At 61.8% G+C, this 18,833-nt stretch carries 15 protein-coding genes; 12 read left to right on the forward strand and 3 right to left on the reverse strand.

The features are described from left to right. From IC232_RS19735 to lpxB, 9 genes are all read left to right on the forward strand, one after another. Positions 1-855, forward strand: a complete 855-nt coding sequence (locus IC232_RS19735) for a phosphatidate cytidylyltransferase (protein WP_190846662.1) — start codon at positions 1-3, stop codon at positions 853-855. A 6-nt stretch (positions 856-861) separates the two neighbouring features. Beyond that, positions 862-2,046, forward strand: coding sequence for a 1-deoxy-D-xylulose-5-phosphate reductoisomerase (gene dxr, locus IC232_RS19740; protein WP_190846663.1), 1,185 nt, complete (start codon positions 862-864; stop codon positions 2,044-2,046). Between the two features lie 18 nt (positions 2,047-2,064). Then, on the forward strand, positions 2,065-3,228 hold the full coding sequence (gene rseP, locus IC232_RS19745) for an RIP metalloprotease RseP (protein WP_190846664.1): 1,164 nt from the start codon (positions 2,065-2,067) through the stop codon (positions 3,226-3,228). Positions 3,229-3,395: 167 nt separating this feature from the next. Next, entirely contained in the window at positions 3,396-5,720 is a 2,325-nt protein-coding gene (gene bamA / locus IC232_RS19750; protein ID WP_190846665.1) for an outer membrane protein assembly factor BamA, read from the forward strand. A 38-nt stretch (positions 5,721-5,758) separates the two neighbouring features. Further along, positions 5,759-6,823 (forward strand): UDP-3-O-(3-hydroxymyristoyl)glucosamine N-acyltransferase, encoded by a 1,065-nt coding sequence (gene lpxD, locus IC232_RS19755; RefSeq protein WP_190846666.1) that lies wholly within the window; start codon positions 5,759-5,761, stop codon positions 6,821-6,823. Positions 6,824-6,862: 39 nt separating this feature from the next. Next, positions 6,863-7,327, forward strand: a complete 465-nt coding sequence (fabZ, locus tag IC232_RS19760) for a 3-hydroxyacyl-ACP dehydratase FabZ (RefSeq protein ID WP_190846667.1) — start codon at positions 6,863-6,865, stop codon at positions 7,325-7,327. Beyond that, complete coding sequence (gene lpxA, locus IC232_RS19765; RefSeq protein ID WP_409564945.1) at positions 7,324-8,136, forward strand: acyl-ACP--UDP-N-acetylglucosamine O-acyltransferase; 813 nt, start codon at positions 7,324-7,326, stop codon at positions 8,134-8,136. The genes fabZ and lpxA overlap by 4 nt, the downstream gene beginning before the upstream one ends. Continuing rightward, entirely contained in the window at positions 8,133-8,999 is an 867-nt protein-coding gene (locus tag IC232_RS19770) for an LpxI family protein (RefSeq protein WP_246812297.1), read from the forward strand. Before lpxA ends, IC232_RS19770 begins: the two co-directional genes overlap by 4 nt. Next, positions 8,992-10,170 (forward strand): lipid-A-disaccharide synthase, encoded by a 1,179-nt coding sequence (gene lpxB, locus IC232_RS19775; protein WP_190846669.1) that lies wholly within the window; start codon positions 8,992-8,994, stop codon positions 10,168-10,170. Before IC232_RS19770 ends, lpxB begins: the two co-directional genes overlap by 8 nt. Positions 10,171-10,349: 179 nt before the next feature. Here lpxB and gltA read toward each other — a convergent pair whose 3' ends face one another. Together gltA and gltX are read right to left on the reverse strand one after the other, a co-directional pair. Further along, positions 10,350-11,642: a citrate synthase gene (gltA, locus tag IC232_RS19780; RefSeq protein ID WP_036353776.1), complete on the reverse strand. Its 1,293-nt coding sequence runs from the start codon at positions 11,640-11,642 to the stop codon at positions 10,350-10,352. Between the two features lie 170 nt (positions 11,643-11,812). Beyond that, a complete protein-coding gene (gene gltX, locus IC232_RS19785; RefSeq protein ID WP_190846670.1) occupies positions 11,813-13,240 on the reverse strand; it encodes a glutamate--tRNA ligase in 1,428 nt (475 codons plus the stop codon). Positions 13,241-13,433: 193 nt separating this feature from the next. Here gltX and IC232_RS19790 point away from each other — a divergent pair, with 193 nt between their 5' ends. Then, entirely contained in the window at positions 13,434-15,656 is a 2,223-nt protein-coding gene (locus IC232_RS19790; protein ID WP_312895206.1) for a ComEC/Rec2 family competence protein, read from the forward strand. Here the strand turns inward: IC232_RS19790 and lexA are convergent. Next, a complete protein-coding gene (lexA, locus tag IC232_RS19795) occupies positions 15,634-16,338 on the reverse strand; it encodes a transcriptional repressor LexA (RefSeq protein WP_190846672.1) in 705 nt (234 codons plus the stop codon). The genes IC232_RS19790 and lexA overlap by 23 nt on opposite strands. Before the next feature lie 188 nt (positions 16,339-16,526). Here lexA and IC232_RS19800 point away from each other — a divergent pair, with 188 nt between their 5' ends. After that, positions 16,527-18,014 carry a calcium-binding protein gene (locus IC232_RS19800; protein WP_190846673.1) on the forward strand — a complete coding sequence of 496 codons (1,488 nt, stop codon included), beginning with the start codon at positions 16,527-16,529 and terminating at the stop codon, positions 18,012-18,014. A gap of 547 nt (positions 18,015-18,561) precedes the next feature. After that, positions 18,562-18,801 (forward strand): hypothetical protein, encoded by a 240-nt coding sequence (locus IC232_RS19805; protein ID WP_190846674.1) that lies wholly within the window; start codon positions 18,562-18,564, stop codon positions 18,799-18,801. Positions 18,802-18,833: the final 32 nt, after the last annotated feature.

An 18,833-nucleotide genomic window follows, 5' to 3' on the forward strand; every position in this document is an offset into this window, starting at 1 on the left:
ATGGTTGCGGACGAAGGCTCATCGCCGCCTCACCCCAAACCGGTCCCATCCAAGGAACTCTCGGCCAGAGTTCTATCGGCCCTTGTCATGGTGGCCGCCGCGCTCCTCACAGCCTATCTCGGCGGCTGGCCCTTTGCCCTGTTCTGGCTGGCGGCCGGGATCGCCATCGTGGTGGAATGGACCGACATGACCGGGATCGAGCCCCGGCGTCTTGTTCAGGTGATCCTCGGCGTCGGCCTCACAGCCTTGACGCTCCTCTTCCTGCTCGATGCCGGGCTTTGGCTCTCCCTTGCCGTAAGCATTGCCTTACTGGCGGCGGCCGCCTTTGTGGCGTCCAGTCCTCATAAACGAGCTTGGACGGTTTCGAGCTTTATCTACGCGGCTCCGGTCGTCCTCGTCCCGCCGCTCGTACGCGCTCACCCCGATCTTGGCATCCTCGGCCTGCTCTGGATGTTTGCCGTGGTTTGGGCGACCGATATCGCAGCTTACTTCACGGGCCGTACCTTCGGAGGCCCGAAGCTCTGCCCTCCCATCAGCCCTAAGAAAACGTGGTCGGGCTTCATCGGCGGGGTCGTCGCTGCGACATTGTGCGGGCTCCTGGTGGCCTGGATCGGCCAGCGTTATGGCGCCACTCTTCCTCTGACTTTCGCCGGCATTGCCGCTCTTTCCATCGTGTCATCGATCGCGAGTCAGGTCGGTGATTTGGGCGAGTCGGCTCTCAAGCGCTATTGTCAGGTCAAGGATTCGAGCCACCTCATCCCGGGCCACGGCGGAGTCATGGATCGGCTCGACGGCTTTTGGGCCGTCTGCGTCATCGTCGCCCTTGCTCTTCTGACCCTCGATCCCACCGTATAGGCCTTGATGACCCGTTCCCTCACGATCCTTGGTGCAACCGGCTCGATCGGCCGTTCGACGGCGGATGTCGTGCTGGCTCACCGCGACGAACTCAGGGTCGAGGCTGTTGTGGGCGGCCGCGATGCTCTAGCCCTGGCGGAGGTCGCCTGCCGTCTTGGTGCAAAATTCGCAGCCCTTGCCGATGAACGCGGAGGTGCAGCCTTGCGGGAGGCGCTCTCCGGAACCGGAATCGGGAGCGGAGCAGGGCAGGCCGCCGTGTTGGAGGCCGCCGAGCGCGAGGCCGACATCGTGCTCGCCGCCATCAGCGGAACCGCAGGCCTCGCCCCAACCCATGCCGCTCTGAAGCCTGGAAGGCGGATTGCCCTGGCCAACAAGGAAAGCCTTGTCTGCGCCGGCAATGCCTTCATGGCCGATGCTCGCCGCCTCAACGTCGAGATCATGCCGGTCGATTCCGAGCACAATGCCCTCGACCAAGCCCTTACCGCCGGTCGAAACGGGGACGTGGAAAAGGCGATCATCACAGCGACCGGTGGCCCATTTCGCACCACGCCGAAGGAGCAGATTGCAAAGGCCGGCGCCAAGGCGGCCTCGGCCCATCCGGTCTGGTCCATGGGATCGAAGATCAACATCGATTCCGCCACCTTGATGAACAAGGGCCTCGAACTGATCGAGGCTCATCATCTGTTCGGTCTTGAACCGGAGCGTCTCGATGTGCTGGTGCATCCGGAGGCCATCGTCCACGGCCTCGTCCAATGGAGCGATGGCGCCATCACGGCCGGCCTCGCCCTGCCGGACATGAAGGTCCCTGTCGCCAATGCGCTTCGGGGTGCCAGGCGCCTGAGGATGGAGCTGCCTCGTCTCGATCTTGCCGCGATTGGCCGTTTAAGCTTCGAACGGCCCGATGAGGACCGTTTCCCGTGCCTGTCCTTGGCGAAGGCGGCGCTGAGGGCCGGAGGGGCGATGCCCACGATCTTGAATGCGGCCAACGAGATCGCGGTCGAAGCCTATATGGCAGACGCCATCGGATTTTATGATATTTCCGAGATTGTTGAGAGAGTTTGCTCGACTTTCTCTGGAAGACAGATTCTAACGCCGTCGACCGTCACCGAGGCTCTGGCCATCGATCAGGAGGCCCGGGAAACGGCGCGCAGGCTCATTCCAGCCCCTGTCGAAGCCGCACAGGCCCGATAAGGCGCGAAAGGGACACAGATGGACTTTCTCACGATGATCGGCGGTGCAACAGGCTCCCTGTTCCTGACCCTGATCGCTTTCCTCGTTGTGCTCACAGTGGTCGTTTTCGTCCACGAGTTCGGCCACTTCTGGGTGGGCCGGCTGTGCGGGGTTGGCGTGACGGCCTTCTCCATCGGATTCGGGCCCGAGTTGATCGGCTGGACGGACAGGAAGGGTACGCGGTGGAAAATCTGCGCTATTCCTCTTGGAGGGTATGTGAAGTTCGTCGGCGACCTCAACGCCGCCAGCGTCCCTGATCAGGGCCAGCTCGACCAGATGCCGGTCGAGCAGCGTGCGATCAGCTTCCCTCATCAGAACGTCGCCAAGCGGGCTGCCATTGTGGCGGCGGGGCCGATCGCCAACTTCATCCTGGCAATCGCGATCTTTGCCGGCTTCAACTACTTCAACGGGCGGGCGGTCCTGGAGCCGCGGATTGAAGCGGTTCAACCGGGCAGCGCGGCCGAGAAGGCCGGCTTCCAACCCAAGGACCTGATTCTGACAGTCGATGGCAGGAGCATTCAGACCTTTGCCGACATGCAACTCCTTGTGAGTTCCAGCGCGGGCGAACCCCTGGTATTCACGGTGGAGCGCAATGGCCAAACGGTGGCCCTAACGGCAACGCCGAACTTCGTCGAGCGGACAAGCCCGTTCGGCAAGCAGCGGATCGGACTGCTGGGCGTTGAGGCCTCCCGTGACCCCTCGGCGATCAAGCGACTGACCTATTCTCCCTGGGGCGCCTTGAAAGCTGCCGTGGTCGAGACCTGGAACCTCGTCGAGCGGACGATCAACTTCATCCGCCGTCTGGTGATGGGCGTGGAATCGGCCGATCAGCTCTCCGGGCCCATCGGAATCGCCCGGGCCTCCGGGACCGCCTTCGATATCGGCGGGGTCTACAGCCTTGTCAGCCTGATCGGCTTCATGTCGGTCTCCATCGGCCTTATTAACCTTTTTCCCATTCCCCTGCTGGATGGCGGGCATCTCCTGTTCTATGCCATTGAGGCGGTGCGCGGCCGTCCTTTGAGCGAAAAAGCCCAGGAAATCGGCTTTAGAATCGGGTTTGCCCTGGTGGCGATGCTTATGTTGTTCGCCACTTGGAATGATCTTGTTCACCTTGGCACCAGTTTTATGAGCCGGGGATCGTGACAAGGACGCCACGCAGGATAAAAATCGCTACTCTGTTGTGGACGCGCCGTTTGCAATAGCGGCGAAAGTTTGTACAAGCGCTTCACATGGATAAGGTTGGGGGCACGCGTCTCCAGCCTGCGGGGACACCTCCGCTAGGGATGTAAAGACAAAGAACGGGCCAGTTGATGATGTCGACGACCACGCCTCGCCGGAAGAAGCCGGCCACCACCGCCGTTATCGCAATCAGCGCGCTGATGGCCGGAATCACTGCCGCGGAGAGCGCCTTCGCGCAGCAGGTGGCGCCGAGGAATCGCCGTGCTTCAGCCGCGCAGGGCCCCATCGTCAACCGCGTGGTGGTCGAAGGGAACAAGAAGATCGAGAGCGCGGCTTTCCAGGATCAGTTCCAGGCCCGTGCCCGCGCTCCCTACAACCAGGCCGCCGTGGATGCCGACGTTGGTCGCATCCTTGAGATTTACCGGCAGTCCGGCCGCGGGCTTGCCCAGGTTACGCCCCGCGTGGTCGACCTCCCCAACGGCACTGTGGACGTAGTGTACACGGTCGTCGAGGGCGACAAGACCGGCGTGAAGGAAATCCGTTTTGTCGGCAACAATCAGGTCTCGTCCAGCCGCCTGCGCGGCGTCATGCAGACCACCGAGACGAATCTTCTGAGCTTCCTCAAGAGCACCGACGTTTATGATCCGGCCCGCATCGCCAATGATCTCGAGCTGATCCGTCGCTATTATCTGAAGAACGGCTATGCGGACTTCCGCATCGTCTCCAGCGACGTTGCGTTCGACGCGAATGGCGGCGGCTACGTCATCACCATCGCGGTGGAAGAGGGCGAGCAGTACCGGGTCGGCAGCGTGAGCGTCGATCCTCGTCTTCCTGGAGTTGATCCCGAGGCTCTGCGCCGGGGAATTTCGACCTCGGAAGGCTCGGTTTACAACGCCGAAGCCGTCGAGAAGTCGGTTCAGAATCTCACCGCCAACGTTGCGCGTCAGGGCAATCCCTTCGCTCTCGCTCGCCCTGTGGGTGCCCGCGATCCTTCGACCCGCACGATCAGCCTCACCTACGTGGTCGAGGAAGCGCCGCGGATCTACATCGAGCGCATCAACGTGCGTGGCAACAGCCGCACCCGCGACTACGTTATCCGTCGCGAGTTCGAGCTCGGCGAGGGCGACGCCTACAACCAGGTTCTGATCGATCGCGCCGAGCGTCGCCTGAACAATCTTGGCTACTTCAAGCAGGTTCGTGTCTCCAACGAGCCCGGATCCTCGGCCGACCGTGTGGTCGTGAACGTGGATGTGGAAGATCAGTCCACCGGCGCTTTCTCGGTCTCCGGCGGCTACTCCACGGCCGACGGCTTCATCGGCGAAGTCTCCGTCACGGAAACCAACTTCCTGGGCCGCGGCCAGTTCGTGCGCCTCGCCGGCCAGCTCGGTCAGCGCGCTCATGGTGTCGATTTCTCGTTCACCGAGCCGTACTTCCTGGGCTACCGGATGTCGGCGGGTATCGACCTGTTCTCGAAGTTCAGCGACCAGACCCGGTACTCCCGCTACGAGAACCGCATGACCGGTGGTACGCTGCGCCTGGGCCTTCCGTTCACGGAAGAGTTCACGGTCACGGCCCGCTACTCGCTCTACCAGCAGGAAATCACGATCCCCAACGAAGAGGATCGGCCGTATAACGACTGCTCGTTCCCGATCCCTGGGGTCACTGATGCCAACGGTGATGGTGTCATCACCCGCGCCGAGTGCGAAGGGAATGGCGAGGCCTCCCTTGCTATCAAGAACGCACAGGGCGAGACGATCACCTCTCTGGCTGGTCTGACTTTCAACTACAACACCCTCGACAGCACCCGTAATCCCCGCAATGGCTTCTATGGCGAGGTCAAGACGGACTTTGCTGGGCTCGGCGGCGACTCCCGGTACTTCCGTGTGACCGGCGACGCTCGGTACTATCGTGAGCTCTTCGAGGATGTGGTCGGTATCGCCCGCATTCAGGGTGGTCACATCATGGGCCTCGGCGACAATGGCGAAGCGGGCGGTGATCTGCGCATCATCGATCACTTCTTCATGGGGCCGTCCCTTGTGCGCGGCTTCGCTTCCAACGGCATCGGCCCACGTGACATTTCAACGTCCGACAGCAGGGCGAACGCTCTTGGCGGCACCACCTATTTCGGCGGCTCGCTCGAAGTGCAGTTCCCGATCCCGGTTCTGCCGCGTGAACTGGGCTTGAGGGGTGCAGTGTTCGCCGACGCTGGTACGCTCTTCGGCTATGATGGCCCGACGGTGTTCGAAGGCGTTGATGGCGGAACTATTCAAGTCCGGGATGAGAACACTCTGCGCTCGTCGATTGGTGCTTCGATCCTGTGGACCTCGCCGCTCGGCCCGATCCGCTTCGACTACGCCTATGCCCTTTCGAAGGATGAGGGTGAACTCAGGGACGGAGTGCGGGTCGGCGGTGACCGTACCCAGGCCTTCCGGTTCACGGGCGGCACGCGCTTCTAATCGGGGAGGGCGCCGAAAGGCGCCCTCACTTATTGTTCATGGCTGAATCAAACTTCTTCCCGCAAAGCCGGACGCTGAACCTGCGTCAGGTGGCGGAAATGGCACAAGTAGCGCTCCCCGACGGCACCGACGGGGAGTTTTTGCTTCGTGGGGTCGCTCCCCTCGAGAACGCAGGTCCTAGCGATCTCGCCTATATGGACAACCCTGCCTATGTCGGGGCCCTGGCGGCAACCAAAGCTGCAGCCTGCTTGGTGACGCCACGCTATGCCTCCAAGGTACCGGCCGGCACGGTCGCTCTGGTCACCCCCCAGGCTTACAGGGTTTTCGCTCAGGTTCTGGCCATCCTGTTCCCGACAGCCATGCGGCCGGAATCCTCTTTCTCCGCGGCTGGAATCTCCCCCGGCTCCTTCGTCCATCCCTCTGCAAGGCTGGAGCATGGCGTGCGCGTCGATCCAGGCGCGGTTGTCGGGCCGCATGCGGAGATCGGATCGGGAACCCTGATCGGCGCTCACTCGGTCATCGGGCCCAACGTCAGGATCGGACGGGACTGTTCAGTCGCCGCCAGCGTGACCGTCACCCATGCTTACCTCGGCAACCGGGTCATTCTCCATCCGGGCGTCAGGATCGGTCAGGACGGCTTCGGCTTTGCCATGGGGCCGCAAGGGCATCTGAAGGTGCCGCAGGTCGGGCGCGTCATCATTCAGGACGACGTGGAAATCGGTGCGAATACGACCGTCGACCGGGGTGCGAGCCGCGATACGGTCATCGGCGAGGGCACCAAGATCGACAACCTCGTCCAGATCGCCCACAACGTGGTCATTGGCCGCCATTGCGTGATCGTGGCCCAGGTCGGCATCGCCGGCTCGACCACCATCGAGGATTACGTGGCCATCGGCGGCCAGGTGGCCGTCAAGGGCCATGTTCGGATCGGCATGGGCGCCCAGATCGCAGCGACCAGTGGCGTCAACGGCGATGTGCCGGCAGGGGCTCGGTGGGGTGGCATCCCGGCCCGACCCATGCGGGAGTGGTTCCGCGAGATCACGGCTCTGAAAAAGCTTGCATCCGGGGGCGATTCCGCCAAAGACGACGATGCGTCTTCATAACGTTTGTTGAAGGCATTCTTACCGTTCGGAGTTCTCGACATGTCCGAAGCGCCCACCACGCTTCAAACCGCCGATATCATGGAGATCCTGGAGCTTCTGCCGCACCGGTATCCCTTTCTCCTGGTCGACAGGATCATCGAGATCGACGGCGACAATTCGTGCATCGGCATCAAGAACGTCACCTTCAATGAGCCACAATTCACGGGCCATTTCCCCTCGCGTCCGATCTTCCCGGGCGTCTTTCTGATCGAGGCGATGGCTCAGACGGCGGGGGCCATCTGCGTGAAGGCCAAGATGGCCCAGATGGCCAAGCCGAAGCAGGTGTTTTTCATGACGATCGATAAGGTGAAGTTCCGCAAGCCGGTGGAGCCGGGCGACCGGGTCGAGTTCCACATGCGCAAGCTGAACAACCGCCGCAACATGTGGTGGTACAAGGGCGAGGCGAAGGTCGATGGTGTTCTCGTCTGCGAGGCCGAAGTCAGCGCCATGTTGGTGAACGACTGATGGAAACGGTGATTCATCCCAGCGCCGTCATCGAGGACGGTGCCAAGATCGGTCCGGGCGTGAAGATCGGCCCGTTCTGCACGGTTGGGCCTGAGGTGGAGCTCGGCGAGGGCTGCCAGCTCATCAGCCATGTGGCTTTGGCAGGGCGCACCACCATCGGCCCGCGGACGAGGATCTTTCCGTTCGCCTCCATCGGCCACATTCCGCAGGATCTGAAGTACAAGGGCGAGACCTCGACGCTCGAGATCGGCGCCGATTGCATGATCCGCGAAGGCGTGACCATGAATCCCGGCACCGAGGGCGGCGGCCTCCGCACGGTGATCGGCGATCGCTGCGCTTTCCTGGCTGGATCCCACGTCGGCCACGACACCAAGGTCGGGAACGACTGCATCCTGTCAAACAACGTCATGCTGGCCGGCCATGTGACCGTCGGCAATTTCGTGATCTTCGGCGGCGCCTCCGCGGTGATCCAGTTTGCCCGCGTCGGTTCCCACGCCTTCGTGGGCGGCATGTCGGGCCTGGAGAACGACCTGATCCCCTATGGCATGGCCATGGGCAACCGGGCGCATCTCGCCGGTCTCAACATCATCGGCCTGCGTCGTCGCGGCTTCACCCGTGAGCAGATCCACGAGATCCGGCGTGCGTATCGGCTTCTGTTCGCGGATGAGGGCACCCTGGCCGAGCGCGTCGAAGACGTGGCGGGCGAGTTCGAAAGCCATCCCTTCGTGCACGAAATTCTCGACTTCATCCGCGCCGGTGGCGACAGGGCGATCTGCACGCCGCGGGATCCCGTCAGTTCCGCCGGATGATGCCTCAAGGCCCCATCGCAATTCTCGCCGGGGCCGGGCAGCTCCCCATCCAGCTCTTGAGCCATCTGGAGCGGACGGGGCAGGACGTCCGGGTTTTGGCCTTCCGCGGCTTTGCGGAGGCCGAGCTGCAACGCCGCGCCCACGCCAGAGTCGATCTTCTCGACCTCAAGACCATCATGAGCACGCTCGATGGCTGGCGGCCGCAGGCCGTCTCCCTCGTCGGGGCCGTTCGACGGCCTGGATTCTCCGCGCTGCTGAGCGCCTATTCCCTCCTTCGCAACAGGCACGAGGTGAAGGAGGTCATTGCCCGCGGGGATGATCAGGTGCTGCGCGGTGCCGTCATGCTCCTGGAGGAGCGTGGTCACCGGGTTGTCGGTGCCCATGAGCTTGCCCCTGACCTCGTAGCCCCCCATACGCTCACCGGGGCTCGGCAGCCCGGACCCGACGATCATGAGGCTATTGCCTTTGGGCTGGAACTTCTCGTTTCCCTATCGGACTTCGATATCGGGCAGGGCGCCGTCGTCGACCGGAGGCATGTTCTGGCTATCGAGGGACCTGAAGGCACCGACCGCATGATCCGACGGGTAAGACACCTGCGCCAATCATGGTTTGGCCTTCGCCGCCGCGAGGAAGGCGGCGTGCTGATCAAGGCTGCCAAGCGTGGACAGGATCTGCGGGTCGACATGCCGACCGTCGGCCCCCGCACAGTGAGAGAGGCCGCCAAAGCGGGGCTCGCCGGCATCGCCATCGGGGCAGGCTCCACCTTTGTGCTGGAGCAGGAGGAAACGCTCCGCACGGCCGATCGCCTCGGCCTCTTCCTCATGGCCGTCGATCTGCCGTGGATGGAGAAGTCTCTTGGCTGACAACAAGCTGCTGACAATCTGGATTGTGTCGGGCGAGGAGTCGGGCGACCAGCTCGGAGCCAAGCTGATGCGCTCCCTGAAAGCGCGGCTCGGAGCCGAGCGCCTGCGCTTTGGCGGCGTTGGTGGGCACGCCATGAGGAACGAGGGCCTATATTCTCTCTTCCCCCTGGAAGAGATCGCCGTGATGGGCATCTCCGCCGTGATCGCACGGTTGCCCGCCATCCTGAAGCGCATCCGAATGACCGCAGATGCGGTGGTCGCGGCAAAGCCCGACATGCTCGTCATCATCGACAGCCCGGATTTCACGCACCGTGTCGCCAAGGCCGTGCGCCGGCGCGCGCCGGCCATCCCCATTGTCGATTACGTCAGCCCCTCCGTCTGGGCTTGGCGCCCAGGGCGCGCTCCGAAGATGCGTGCCTATGTCGACCATCTCCTGGCACTGCTTCCCTTCGAGCCTGAGGCGCATCAGCGCCTTGGCGGACCGCCGACAACCTATGTCGGGCACCCGCTCATCGAACGTCTTTCCGAGATCAGGCCCGCTCCCGGGGAGCGGGGTGGCAATCCAGGTGGGCCAATCAAGCTGCTCGTCCTCCCTGGCAGCCGCCGCTCCGAGGTGAGCCGCCTCATGGAGCCGTTCGGCGCAGCCCTGGACCTGTTGAAGGAGCGTTCGCCCCGCCCGTTCACGGTCACAATCCCGGCCGTGTCGCATCTCGCGCAAGAGATCCGAACGCGGGCGGAGGCTTGGAGCGTGAAGCCCAGGATCGTCGAGGGAGAAGCAGCCAAATGGGCTGCTTTCCGGCAGGCCGATGCGGCGCTGGCCGCTTCCGGCACCGTCACCCTGGAACTCGGGCTCTCGGGTGTGCCGATGGTCGTGGCCTACCGGGTCTCAAAAATCGAGGAAGTGCTGAAATATCTGATCAAAGCGCCTTCCATCGTGCTCACGAATTTGGTGCTTGATGAGAATGTCATCCCCGAATTGATCCAGTGGGACTGCACGCGTGAGAAGCTGGCCGATGCACTCCTGCCTATGCTCAGCGACACACCCGAGCGCCAAAGGCAGATCGAAGCCTTCGGTAAGCTCGATACGCTCATGAAGATCGGAGATGAGGCTCCGAGCGAACGAGCTGCGCGAATTGTGGAAGAGGTGCTGTCATCCAAGGGAAAGGCGTAGCGTTTCGTGTCTGTCATCCCCGGTGGCCCGCAGGGCCGGGAAGGGGATCCACGATCAGACGCGGCGTTATGGATTCCCTTCCCCTCCGCTGCGTTCCGGCCGGGAATGACACGCTTGTCCGAGGACGCAGATACGAAAAAGGGGCCTTTCGGCCCCTTTCCTTATTGCATCCGATGTCTTCAGCCGCGCTGGGCGACCGTCACGTAATCGCGCTCGGGCGAGCCCGTGTAGAGCTGGCGCGGGCGGCCGATGCGCTGGGACGGGTCCTCGATCATCTCGCTCCACTGGGCGATCCAGCCGACCGTACGGGCGAGCGCGAACAGCACCGTGAACATGGAGGTGGGGAAGCCCATCGCCTTGAGGGTGATGCCCGAATAGAAGTCGATGTTCGGATAGAGCTTCTTCTCGACGAAGTACTCGTCCTTGAGCGCGATCTGCTCGAGCTCCACGGCCACGTCGAGGAGCGGATCGTCCTTGATGCCGAGCTCGTTGAGCACCTCGTGGGTGGTCTTCTGCATGATGCGGGCGCGCGGGTCGTAGTTCTTGTAGACCCGGTGGCCGAAGCCCATGAGGCGGAACGGATCGTTCTTGTCCTTCGCCTTGGCGATGTATTCCGGAATGCGGTCGGGCGTGCCGATCTCCTCCAGCATCTTCAAGGCCGCCTCATTGGCGCCGCCGTGGGCGGGGCCCCACAGGCAGGCGATGCCGGCCGCGATGCAGGCAAACGGGTTCGCGCCCGACGAGCCGGCGAGACGCACCGTCGAGGTCGAGGCGTTCTGCTCGTGATCGGCGTGGAGGATGAAGATCCGGTCCAGCGCCCGCGACAGCACCGGGTTGACCTTGTACTCCTCGGCCGGGACCGCGAAGCACATCTTCAGGAAGTTGGAGGTGTAGTCCAGATCGTTCTGCGGATACACGAACGGCTGGCCGATGGAGTACTTGTACGCCATGGCAGCGAGCGTCGGCATCTTGGCGATCATGCGCATGGACGCAATCATGCGCTGATGCGGATCCGAGATGTCCGTGGAGTCGTGATAGAAGGCCGACAGCGCGCCGACGCAGGCGACCATGATCGCCATCGGGTGAGCATCGCGGCGGAAGCCGGTGAAGAACCGGTTCATCTGGTCGTGCACCATGGTGTGGCGCGTGACGCGATAATCGAAATCGGCCTTCTGGGCGGCGGTCGGCAGCTCTCCGTAGAGCAGCAGGTAGCAGGTCTCGAGGAAGTCGCCGTGCTCGGCGAGCTGGTCGATCGGGTAGCCGCGGTAGAGCAGGATGCCCTTGTCGCCGTCGATATAGGTGATCTTCGACTCGGTGGCCGCCGTGGAGGTGAAGCCGGGGTCGTAGGTGAACATCCCGGTCTGGCCATAGAGCTTGGAGATGTCGACGACGCTCGGGCCGATCGTGCCTTCTTTGACCGGCAGCTCCACGGACTTTCCGTCGACAGAAATGGTGCTGGTGCTGGAACTCATGCGTCATGGCCCTTTCAAAAGGAGGCCGGGCAGAACCTAGAGCAACCGGGGGAGCGGAGTAGGCCCTCGGGGCTGCCGAACCAGGGTTTGCCGGTCGGTCGGTTTTATGGCGCCTTCGGTAGCTTATCCGTAGGGAGGGAGCAAGCACGTCTAAAGGCGAGATTCACCCGCTATGCAGCGGGTGCATCCTTGGTCTGGTCGCCTAGCCGCAACAAGGTTTCCTCCTTGCCGAGAACCGCCATGACATCGAAGAGACCCGGCGACGTCGCGCGGCCGGTCAGAGCCGCCCGAAGAGGCTGCGCCACTTGGCCGAGCTTCGCTCCGAGCGCTTCCGCATGCTCGCGCACGACGGCTTCCACACTCTGGGCTGACCAGTCGGAGACGCGCTCTAGCTTCTCGGCAATGCCATCGAGGCGAGCCCGTCCGTCCGCAAGCAGGCTGGCGGCTTTTTCATCCAGATGAAGCGGCCGCTGGGCATAGAGATAGTAGGCACTGTCGAGCAGCTCTACGAGGTTCTTGGCACGCTCCTTCAGGCCCGGCATGGCGGCGATCATCTTGTCGCGCAAGCTGGGGGAGAAGGTTGCGCCGATGCCACGTTCAGCCCCAAGCTCCGGCAGAATCTCCTCGATCGCCTTCACGAGGTTCTCATCCGCGGTCTGGCGCATATAGTGCCCGTTGAGGTTCTCCAGCTTGGCGAAGTCAAAGCGGGACGGGGAGCGCCCGATACTCTTGAGATCGAAGGCGTCGATCATCTCCTGCGTGGAGAAGATCTCCTGGTCGCCATGGCTCCAGCCGAGGCGCACGAGGTAGTTGCGCATGGCCTCGGGCAGATACCCCATGCTGCGATAGGCTTCGACTCCAAGGGCCCCGTGACGCTTGGAAAGCTTTGCCCCGTCCGGGCCGAGGATCATCGGAACGTGGGCCATCTTGGGCACATCCCAGCCCAGCGCCTGATAGATCTGCGTCTGACGGGCCGCATTGGTCAGGTGATCGTCGCCGCGGATGACATGCGTCACGTTCATGTCGTGGTCGTCCACCACCACGGCGAGCATGTAGGTGGGCGTGCCGTCAGAACGCAGGAGCACCAAGTCGTCGAGATCCTTGTTCTGCCACACCACGCGACCTTGGACTTCGTCCTCGACCACCGTCTCGCCCTCGGTGGGCGCCTTCAGACGGATCACCGGCTTCACGTCCTTGGGGGCCTCGGATGGGTCGCGGTCGCGCCAGCGGCCGTCATAGCGCAGGGGGCGGCCCTCCTTGCGGGCGGCCTCGCGCATCTCCTCCAGCTCCTGCTGAGAGGCATAGCAGTAATAGGCGCGGCCCTGGGCCAGCAGGCTCTCTGCCACCTCCTTGTGACGGGCAGCGCGCGAGAACTGGTAGACCACGTCACCGTCCCAATCCAGGCCGAGCCACTGGAGCCCATCGAGAATGGCCGCGATAGCGGCCTCCGTTGAGCGCTCACGGTCCGTGTCCTCGATGCGCAGCAGCATCTTGCCCCCTTGCCGCTTGGCATAGAGCCAGTTGAACAGGGCCGTGCGTCCCCCTCCGATATGGAGAAAGCCGGTGGGAGAGGGGGCGAAGCGGGTGACGACGGTCATCGCAGGGGAACCTTGACTAAAGAAATTTGGGTGGCGCAGCCGTGCTGCCGCAGCCTTCCGACTCAATCCACAGGGTGGCTTGGGGCGAAGCGTGCGGTCGTCTAGCATGCAACCGAACCCGCGTTAAGCCGAAGCCGCAATGGAAGACAAACGAGGAAGGACTTGGCCGATCCCGCGTGGTGCAGCGCGGGTTGTGGCTTTGCCCCGATCCTGGAGCGCCAGCATTGAATGGAGGCTTCTCGACGGGCGCGGCTGGCTGTTCAGAGCCATCACGCACGAGATCGAGCAGCGTCGTCTCTTCCCCTGGATCCCCGTTTGTTTCGGCATCGGCATCCTCCTGTTCTTCCAGGCCGATGGCGCGCCCGCCCTATGGGCGCCATTGGGAGCTTGTGCCCTTTGCTGTGCGGCAGCAATCGCCCTGCGCCGGAACATGACGGCTTTCATCGCCATGCTCGCGCTGTCGGCCATCTTTGCAGGCTTTTCGGCTGGCGTGATCCGCAGTCGGAGCGTTGCGGCTCCGGCTCTCACCCGCCTTACCATCACGACCATTGCGGGCTTCGTCGAAGCGCTGGAGGACCGGGAGGAGGGGCAGAGGCTCCTGATCCGCATCATGGAGATGAAGGATGTTGCGGAAAGTGAACGTCCGCGTCTCGTGCGCGTCTCAGTACGCAGTGGGTCAGGGCTGACGGCCGGACAGTTCGTCGCCGGCACCGCCCGTCTGCTTCCGCCGCCGGAAGCGGCATGGCCCGGCGGCTACGACTTTGCCCGCGATGCCTATTACAAGGGGATCGGCGCCGTCGGCTCCATGGTGGGGCAGGTGCGGCGCCTTGATCCACCGAAGCCGCCGGACTGGTCATTGCAACTGGCCGCCGGGGTGGACGAAGCCCGCAATGCACTCACCCAACGCATCGCGACATCCATCGGCGGCGCTGCCGGCGGTGTGGGGGCCGCGTTGGTGACCGGCAAGCGCGGGCTTATTCCGGAGCCTGTGAACGACATTCTGCGCGGGGCAGGCATCTACCACATCGTGTCGATCTCCGGTCTCCACATGGTGCTGGCGGCCGGTACGTTCTTCTGGCTCGTGCGGGCGCTTCTGGCTCTTGCGCCCGCTGTCGCGCTTCTCTGGCCAGTGAAGAAGATCGCCGCCGTGGCGGCAATGGTCGGGGCGACAATCTACTGCATCTTCTCAGGCTCCGACGTCGCCACCGAGCGCTCGCTCATCATGACCCTTGTGATGTTCGGCGCCGTGCTGGTGGACCGTCCTGCGCTGAGCATCCGCAATCTGTCGATTGCCGCTCTGATCGTTCTCGCCCGCGAGCCCGAGGCGCTTTTGGGTCCGAGCTACCAGATGTCATTCGGGGCCGTGGCCGCCATGATGGCCCTGGTGCCGCTGATGCAGCGCAAACCCACTGAAGGGACACCTGCAACCCTTCTCGAACGAAGTCTCCGCTGGTCCGTCCGGGCGATGCTCGGGCTCGTGACCACGACCCTTGTGGCCAGCATCGCCACGGCTCCGTTCTCGGCCTATCACTTCCAGTCGCTCAACCCATATGGCCTCATCGGCAATGCGCTCGCCCTGCCGCTCGTCTCAGTTGTGGTCATGCCTTCAGCCGTTCTGGGCGTGCTGGCCTATCCATTCGGTCTTGATCGTCCAGTGTGGCAGGTGATGGGAAGGGCCGTCGAGCAGGTGCTTGCGGTATCGGCCTGGGTGGGATCTTTCAGCGGTTCGACTGTGGTGGTGCCCGCGCTCAGCGTCAGTGCCCTTGCATTGCTGAGCCTCGGCCTGCTCATCCTCACCATCCTGGCCTCGCGGCTGCGATGGATGGCTCTTGTGCCGGCAGGGATCGGACTTGCCTTTACGACCGTTCCGCATCGCTACGACATCTTCATCGACCGCGAGGGGGCAGGGGCGGCCATTCGCGGTGCCCGAGGAGAGCTTGCCCTTGTTGGGCGTCCATCGAACTTTGTGGCCGAGCAGTGGCTGCGCGCCGATGGCGATGCCAGAACTGCGGATGATGCCAGCCTGAGGCGTGAGGCACGCTGCGACAGTGCCGGCTGCGTCGTGGTCGCTGCGGACGGGCGGCGGATTGCCTTTGTCCAGGATTATGCAGCCTTCGAGGAGGATTGCCGTCGGGCGAACGTGATCGTCACACGGCTGCAAGCTCCGCCGACATGCAGGCAGCCTTTCGTCCTCGACGGTGAGGCGCTGAAGGAGCGCGGAGCCACGACGCTGCGTCTCAGCGCCAACGCAATCGAGGTCACCTCCGTCAGGAAAGGACGCGAGGTAATGATTTGGCCTGGTTACCAGTCAATCCAGGTGGAAGGAGCGCCCGCTCAGGGGAGGCCGAGACCTGCAAGGCCTATTCCTGAGCAGGATCTTCCCGAGGACGAGGTCAGTACCTTCGAACCAGACTGACGAGCTTGCCCTGGATCTTGACCCGGTCGGGGCCAAGCACTCGGGTCTCGTAGGCCTGGTTGGCGGCTTCCAGCGCGATGGACGATCCACGGCGGCGGAAGCGCTTGAGGGTCGCCTCCTCCTCGTCGATCAGGGCCACGATGATGTCGCCCGTATTGGCATTGTCCTGCCGGCGGATGACCACGAGGTCGCCGTCAAGGATGCCGGCCTCCACCATCGAGTCGCCGCGCACCTCAAGAGCGAAATGGTCGCCCTGGGCCAGGAAGTCGCCCGAGAGGGTGATGGAGTGGCTGCGGGTCTGGATGGCCGAGATCGGCGTACCGGCGGCGATCCGTCCCATGACTGGGATCGACATCTCGCGGTCGCGCGGATCGGAAGCCGGCTGCGGAGCGGCCTTGGCCTTCCCGGCGAGACCACCCTCGACCACGCTCGGCGTGAAGCGCCGCTGGCTGCCGGCACCGCTGGTGCTCTCGGGCAGGCGGATCACCTCGAGCGCCCGGGCCCGGTTCGGCAGGCGGCGTATGAAGCCGCGCTCCTCAAGCGCCGTGATCAGGCGATGGATGCCGGATTTGGACTTGAGGTCGAGTGCGTCTTTCATCTCGTCGAAAGACGGCGGAACCCCGGTTTCACGCAACCGCTCATGGATGAAGCGGAGCAATTCGTGCTGTTTACGCGTCAGCATGGCTGGCCCTAACTGCCTTGGGAAAAGGCGATTCTGAAACAAATCAGGAACAAGGTAGCCGTTCTTGCTGTGTTCTGCAAGCCTTATGGCTGAGCTAGAGTTCGGCATTTGAGAAATGGTTGATTTGAAAACGTATTTGATGAATAAGAAACGATACAAAGTACCGCATAGTTAATTCGGGGATTTACATGGCCTTCCAGCAGAGCATTTTGAGCCCTGATGAGCAATTCAACGATGCTCGGACTCAATTTTCCCTCCTTGTAGTCGGGTTAGCTCCGGGTGTGGATTGGACCGGCACTGATGCCGATGAGACCCATAATGGGTCTGAGAACGACGATATTCTGCGTGGTCAAGGGGGTCGCGACAGCATTTCAGGCGGCGGAGGCAATGATCATCTGTTGGGCGGAATGGGTAACGATAGCCTCTTTGGAGGAAACAATAGTGATACGCTCCTTGGCGGCTTAGGAAGTGATCTCCTTGAAGGAATGTCGGGCTTTGATTTCGCCTCCTACGCCGATGCCGCAAGCGGTGTGACTGTTTTCCTCCGCAGCCCGGTCTTGAACAGCGGTGATGATGCGATTGGCGATATCTATGACAGTGTAGAGGGAGTGATCGGATCTGCCTTCAATGACCGGATAACAGGTGATCTTGATATCAATCATCTCATAGGCGGAACAGGGAACGACACGCTGGATGGCGGCGCTGGGGCTGATACTCTGGATGGCGGTGCCGGCGACGATGTCTATATCGACCCTCTCGGCGATATCATCATCGATATGTCGGGCTTCGATACGATCAGGACAAGCCGGAATTTTACTCTCGCTGAAGGCTTGGCGATAGAGAACTTGGTCGCTCTCGATCCAGCAGCAGGTCACGCTTTGGATCTTACAGGGAATAGCCATGACAACACTCTGATCGGCAACAGAGGAGCCAATCGACTTGATGGAGCCGGAGGTGCGGACGTTCTTATGGGCGGCCTCGGAGATGACACCTATTTTGTCGATCATGCTGGCGATCAGGTGCGGGAAAGCAGCAATGGGGGTTTCGATACAGTGCTTGCTTCCGCAAGTTACTCCCTTGCAGGGGATGGCGAGATCGAGGTTCTGAAGCTTGCAAACCCGGCGAGCAATGCAGCGTTGAACCTTTCTGGCTCGAACTCCTCCAATACGATCATCGGGGGTGACGGTATCAACCTCCTCAAAGGTTATGGCGGGAACGACCTGCTGGAAGCCGAGGCTGGGCGTGATCGGGTTTACGGTGACGCCGGTAATGACACAATCTTCGGCGGCTTTGGCGATGACTTGATCTCCGGTGGTTCTGGCTTTGATCGGCTCTATGGCGAAGCAGGGCGTGACATCTTCGTGTTCGATGCGAGTACTGGCAAGACGAACGTTGATCGCATCTACAAATACATCCCTAAGGATGACACGATCTGGCTTGACAACGCCGTATTCACAAAGCTCGGCAAGGGCAGCATGACGAAGCCGAAGAAGTTTGGATCCGACATGTTCGTGCAGAACACGAAGGCCAAGGATGCGGAAGACCGGATCATCTACGATAAGAAATCCGGTGCGCTCTACTACGACAAGGACGGCACCGGTGCCGTCGCAAAGGTGAAGGTGTCTACCTTGGACAAGAACCTCAAGCTGACCTACCAGGATTTCTTTGTTATCTGAGTGGCTGTCACGGCACTCCATGCACACGGATAAACCTGAGCCTTCAGCCATAGTGAGAACCCAGCATCCTATAGGTTTGAGCGAGAAGCCGGCTTCATGACGACGGCGATTGCACACATGCTAAGCCCGATGATCATAATTTGAGGCTTGGCTACCCTCATCGAGCACATTTCATCGAGATCTTTGGCTCAATCATCAACAAAGATGCCTTTCACTGTGAGTGAGGTATACGCTCAAGAAACATTCTCCAAAAAATACTTCTGTAATTCAATAAGAAAACTGGCTTAGTAACTCGATTAATAAAGTGTTTATTAACAATAATCCCAAGCTAAAGCTTGGCGTGCTATTTAAACATATAGGGCACAAGACGCAGTATCATGGTCGTGTCTATTTTTGGTGAGTGCATCAGCGATCGCCCATGCGTCAATGTGGCTGCTCCCTCTCCCTGTAAACCATAAAATCACATCGGCATCAGGGGAGTTTACTTATGGAGAGAAAGGGCATAGAAATGCTGTAATATTACGTTCAGCAACCTATAAGGTGCCCCATGACGACCCGCTTTGATGGCGAAATCCTGATCATCACAGACCAGCCTTCCCATACGAACCCCAAGGTCAAGGCTTTGGCCAATGGCGGCTTCGTTGTAGTTTATGAAGTGGCTGTTGAGGGTTCTGATGTCTTTGTGGAAACGTGGGATGCTCTAGGGCGGGTCATAAAGCAAAATCGCCTCGTCAACCAAAATCTAGAGCATCGGACGGTTAAACGGACGCATATCCTGCAGCCCTGAGGTAGTTCCAACACTCGTGCGGCTCGAACAAA

Origin of the sequence: Microvirga sp., assembly GCF_014699075.1 — a bacterium.
Lineage (GTDB): Bacteria > Pseudomonadota > Alphaproteobacteria > Rhizobiales > Beijerinckiaceae > Microvirga.

Bases quoted from the DNA above. Each gene is read 5' to 3' on its own strand.
- rseP (WP_190846664.1), top strand. From the start codon at position 2,065: ATGGACTTTCTCACGATGATCGGCGGTGCAACAGGCTCCCTGTTCCTG.
- gltA (WP_036353776.1), bottom strand. From the start codon at position 11,642: ATGAGTTCCAGCACCAGCACCATTTCTGTCGACGGAAAGTCCGTGGAG.
- fabZ (WP_190846667.1), top strand. From the start codon at position 6,863: ATGTCCGAAGCGCCCACCACGCTTCAAACCGCCGATATCATGGAGATC.
- IC232_RS19800 (WP_190846673.1), top strand. From the start codon at position 16,527: ATGGCCTTCCAGCAGAGCATTTTGAGCCCTGATGAGCAATTCAACGAT.
- bamA (WP_190846665.1), top strand. From the start codon at position 3,396: ATGATGTCGACGACCACGCCTCGCCGGAAGAAGCCGGCCACCACCGCC.
- lpxD (WP_190846666.1), top strand. From the start codon at position 5,759: ATGGCTGAATCAAACTTCTTCCCGCAAAGCCGGACGCTGAACCTGCGT.
- IC232_RS19735 (WP_190846662.1), top strand. From the start codon at position 1: ATGGTTGCGGACGAAGGCTCATCGCCGCCTCACCCCAAACCGGTCCCA.
- gltX (WP_190846670.1), bottom strand. From the start codon at position 13,240: ATGACCGTCGTCACCCGCTTCGCCCCCTCTCCCACCGGCTTTCTCCAT.
- lexA (WP_190846672.1), bottom strand. From the start codon at position 16,338: ATGCTGACGCGTAAACAGCACGAATTGCTCCGCTTCATCCATGAGCGG.
- IC232_RS19805 (WP_190846674.1), top strand. From the start codon at position 18,562: ATGACGACCCGCTTTGATGGCGAAATCCTGATCATCACAGACCAGCCT.
- IC232_RS19770 (WP_246812297.1), top strand. From the start codon at position 8,133: ATGATGCCTCAAGGCCCCATCGCAATTCTCGCCGGGGCCGGGCAGCTC.
- dxr (WP_190846663.1), top strand. From the start codon at position 862: ATGACCCGTTCCCTCACGATCCTTGGTGCAACCGGCTCGATCGGCCGT.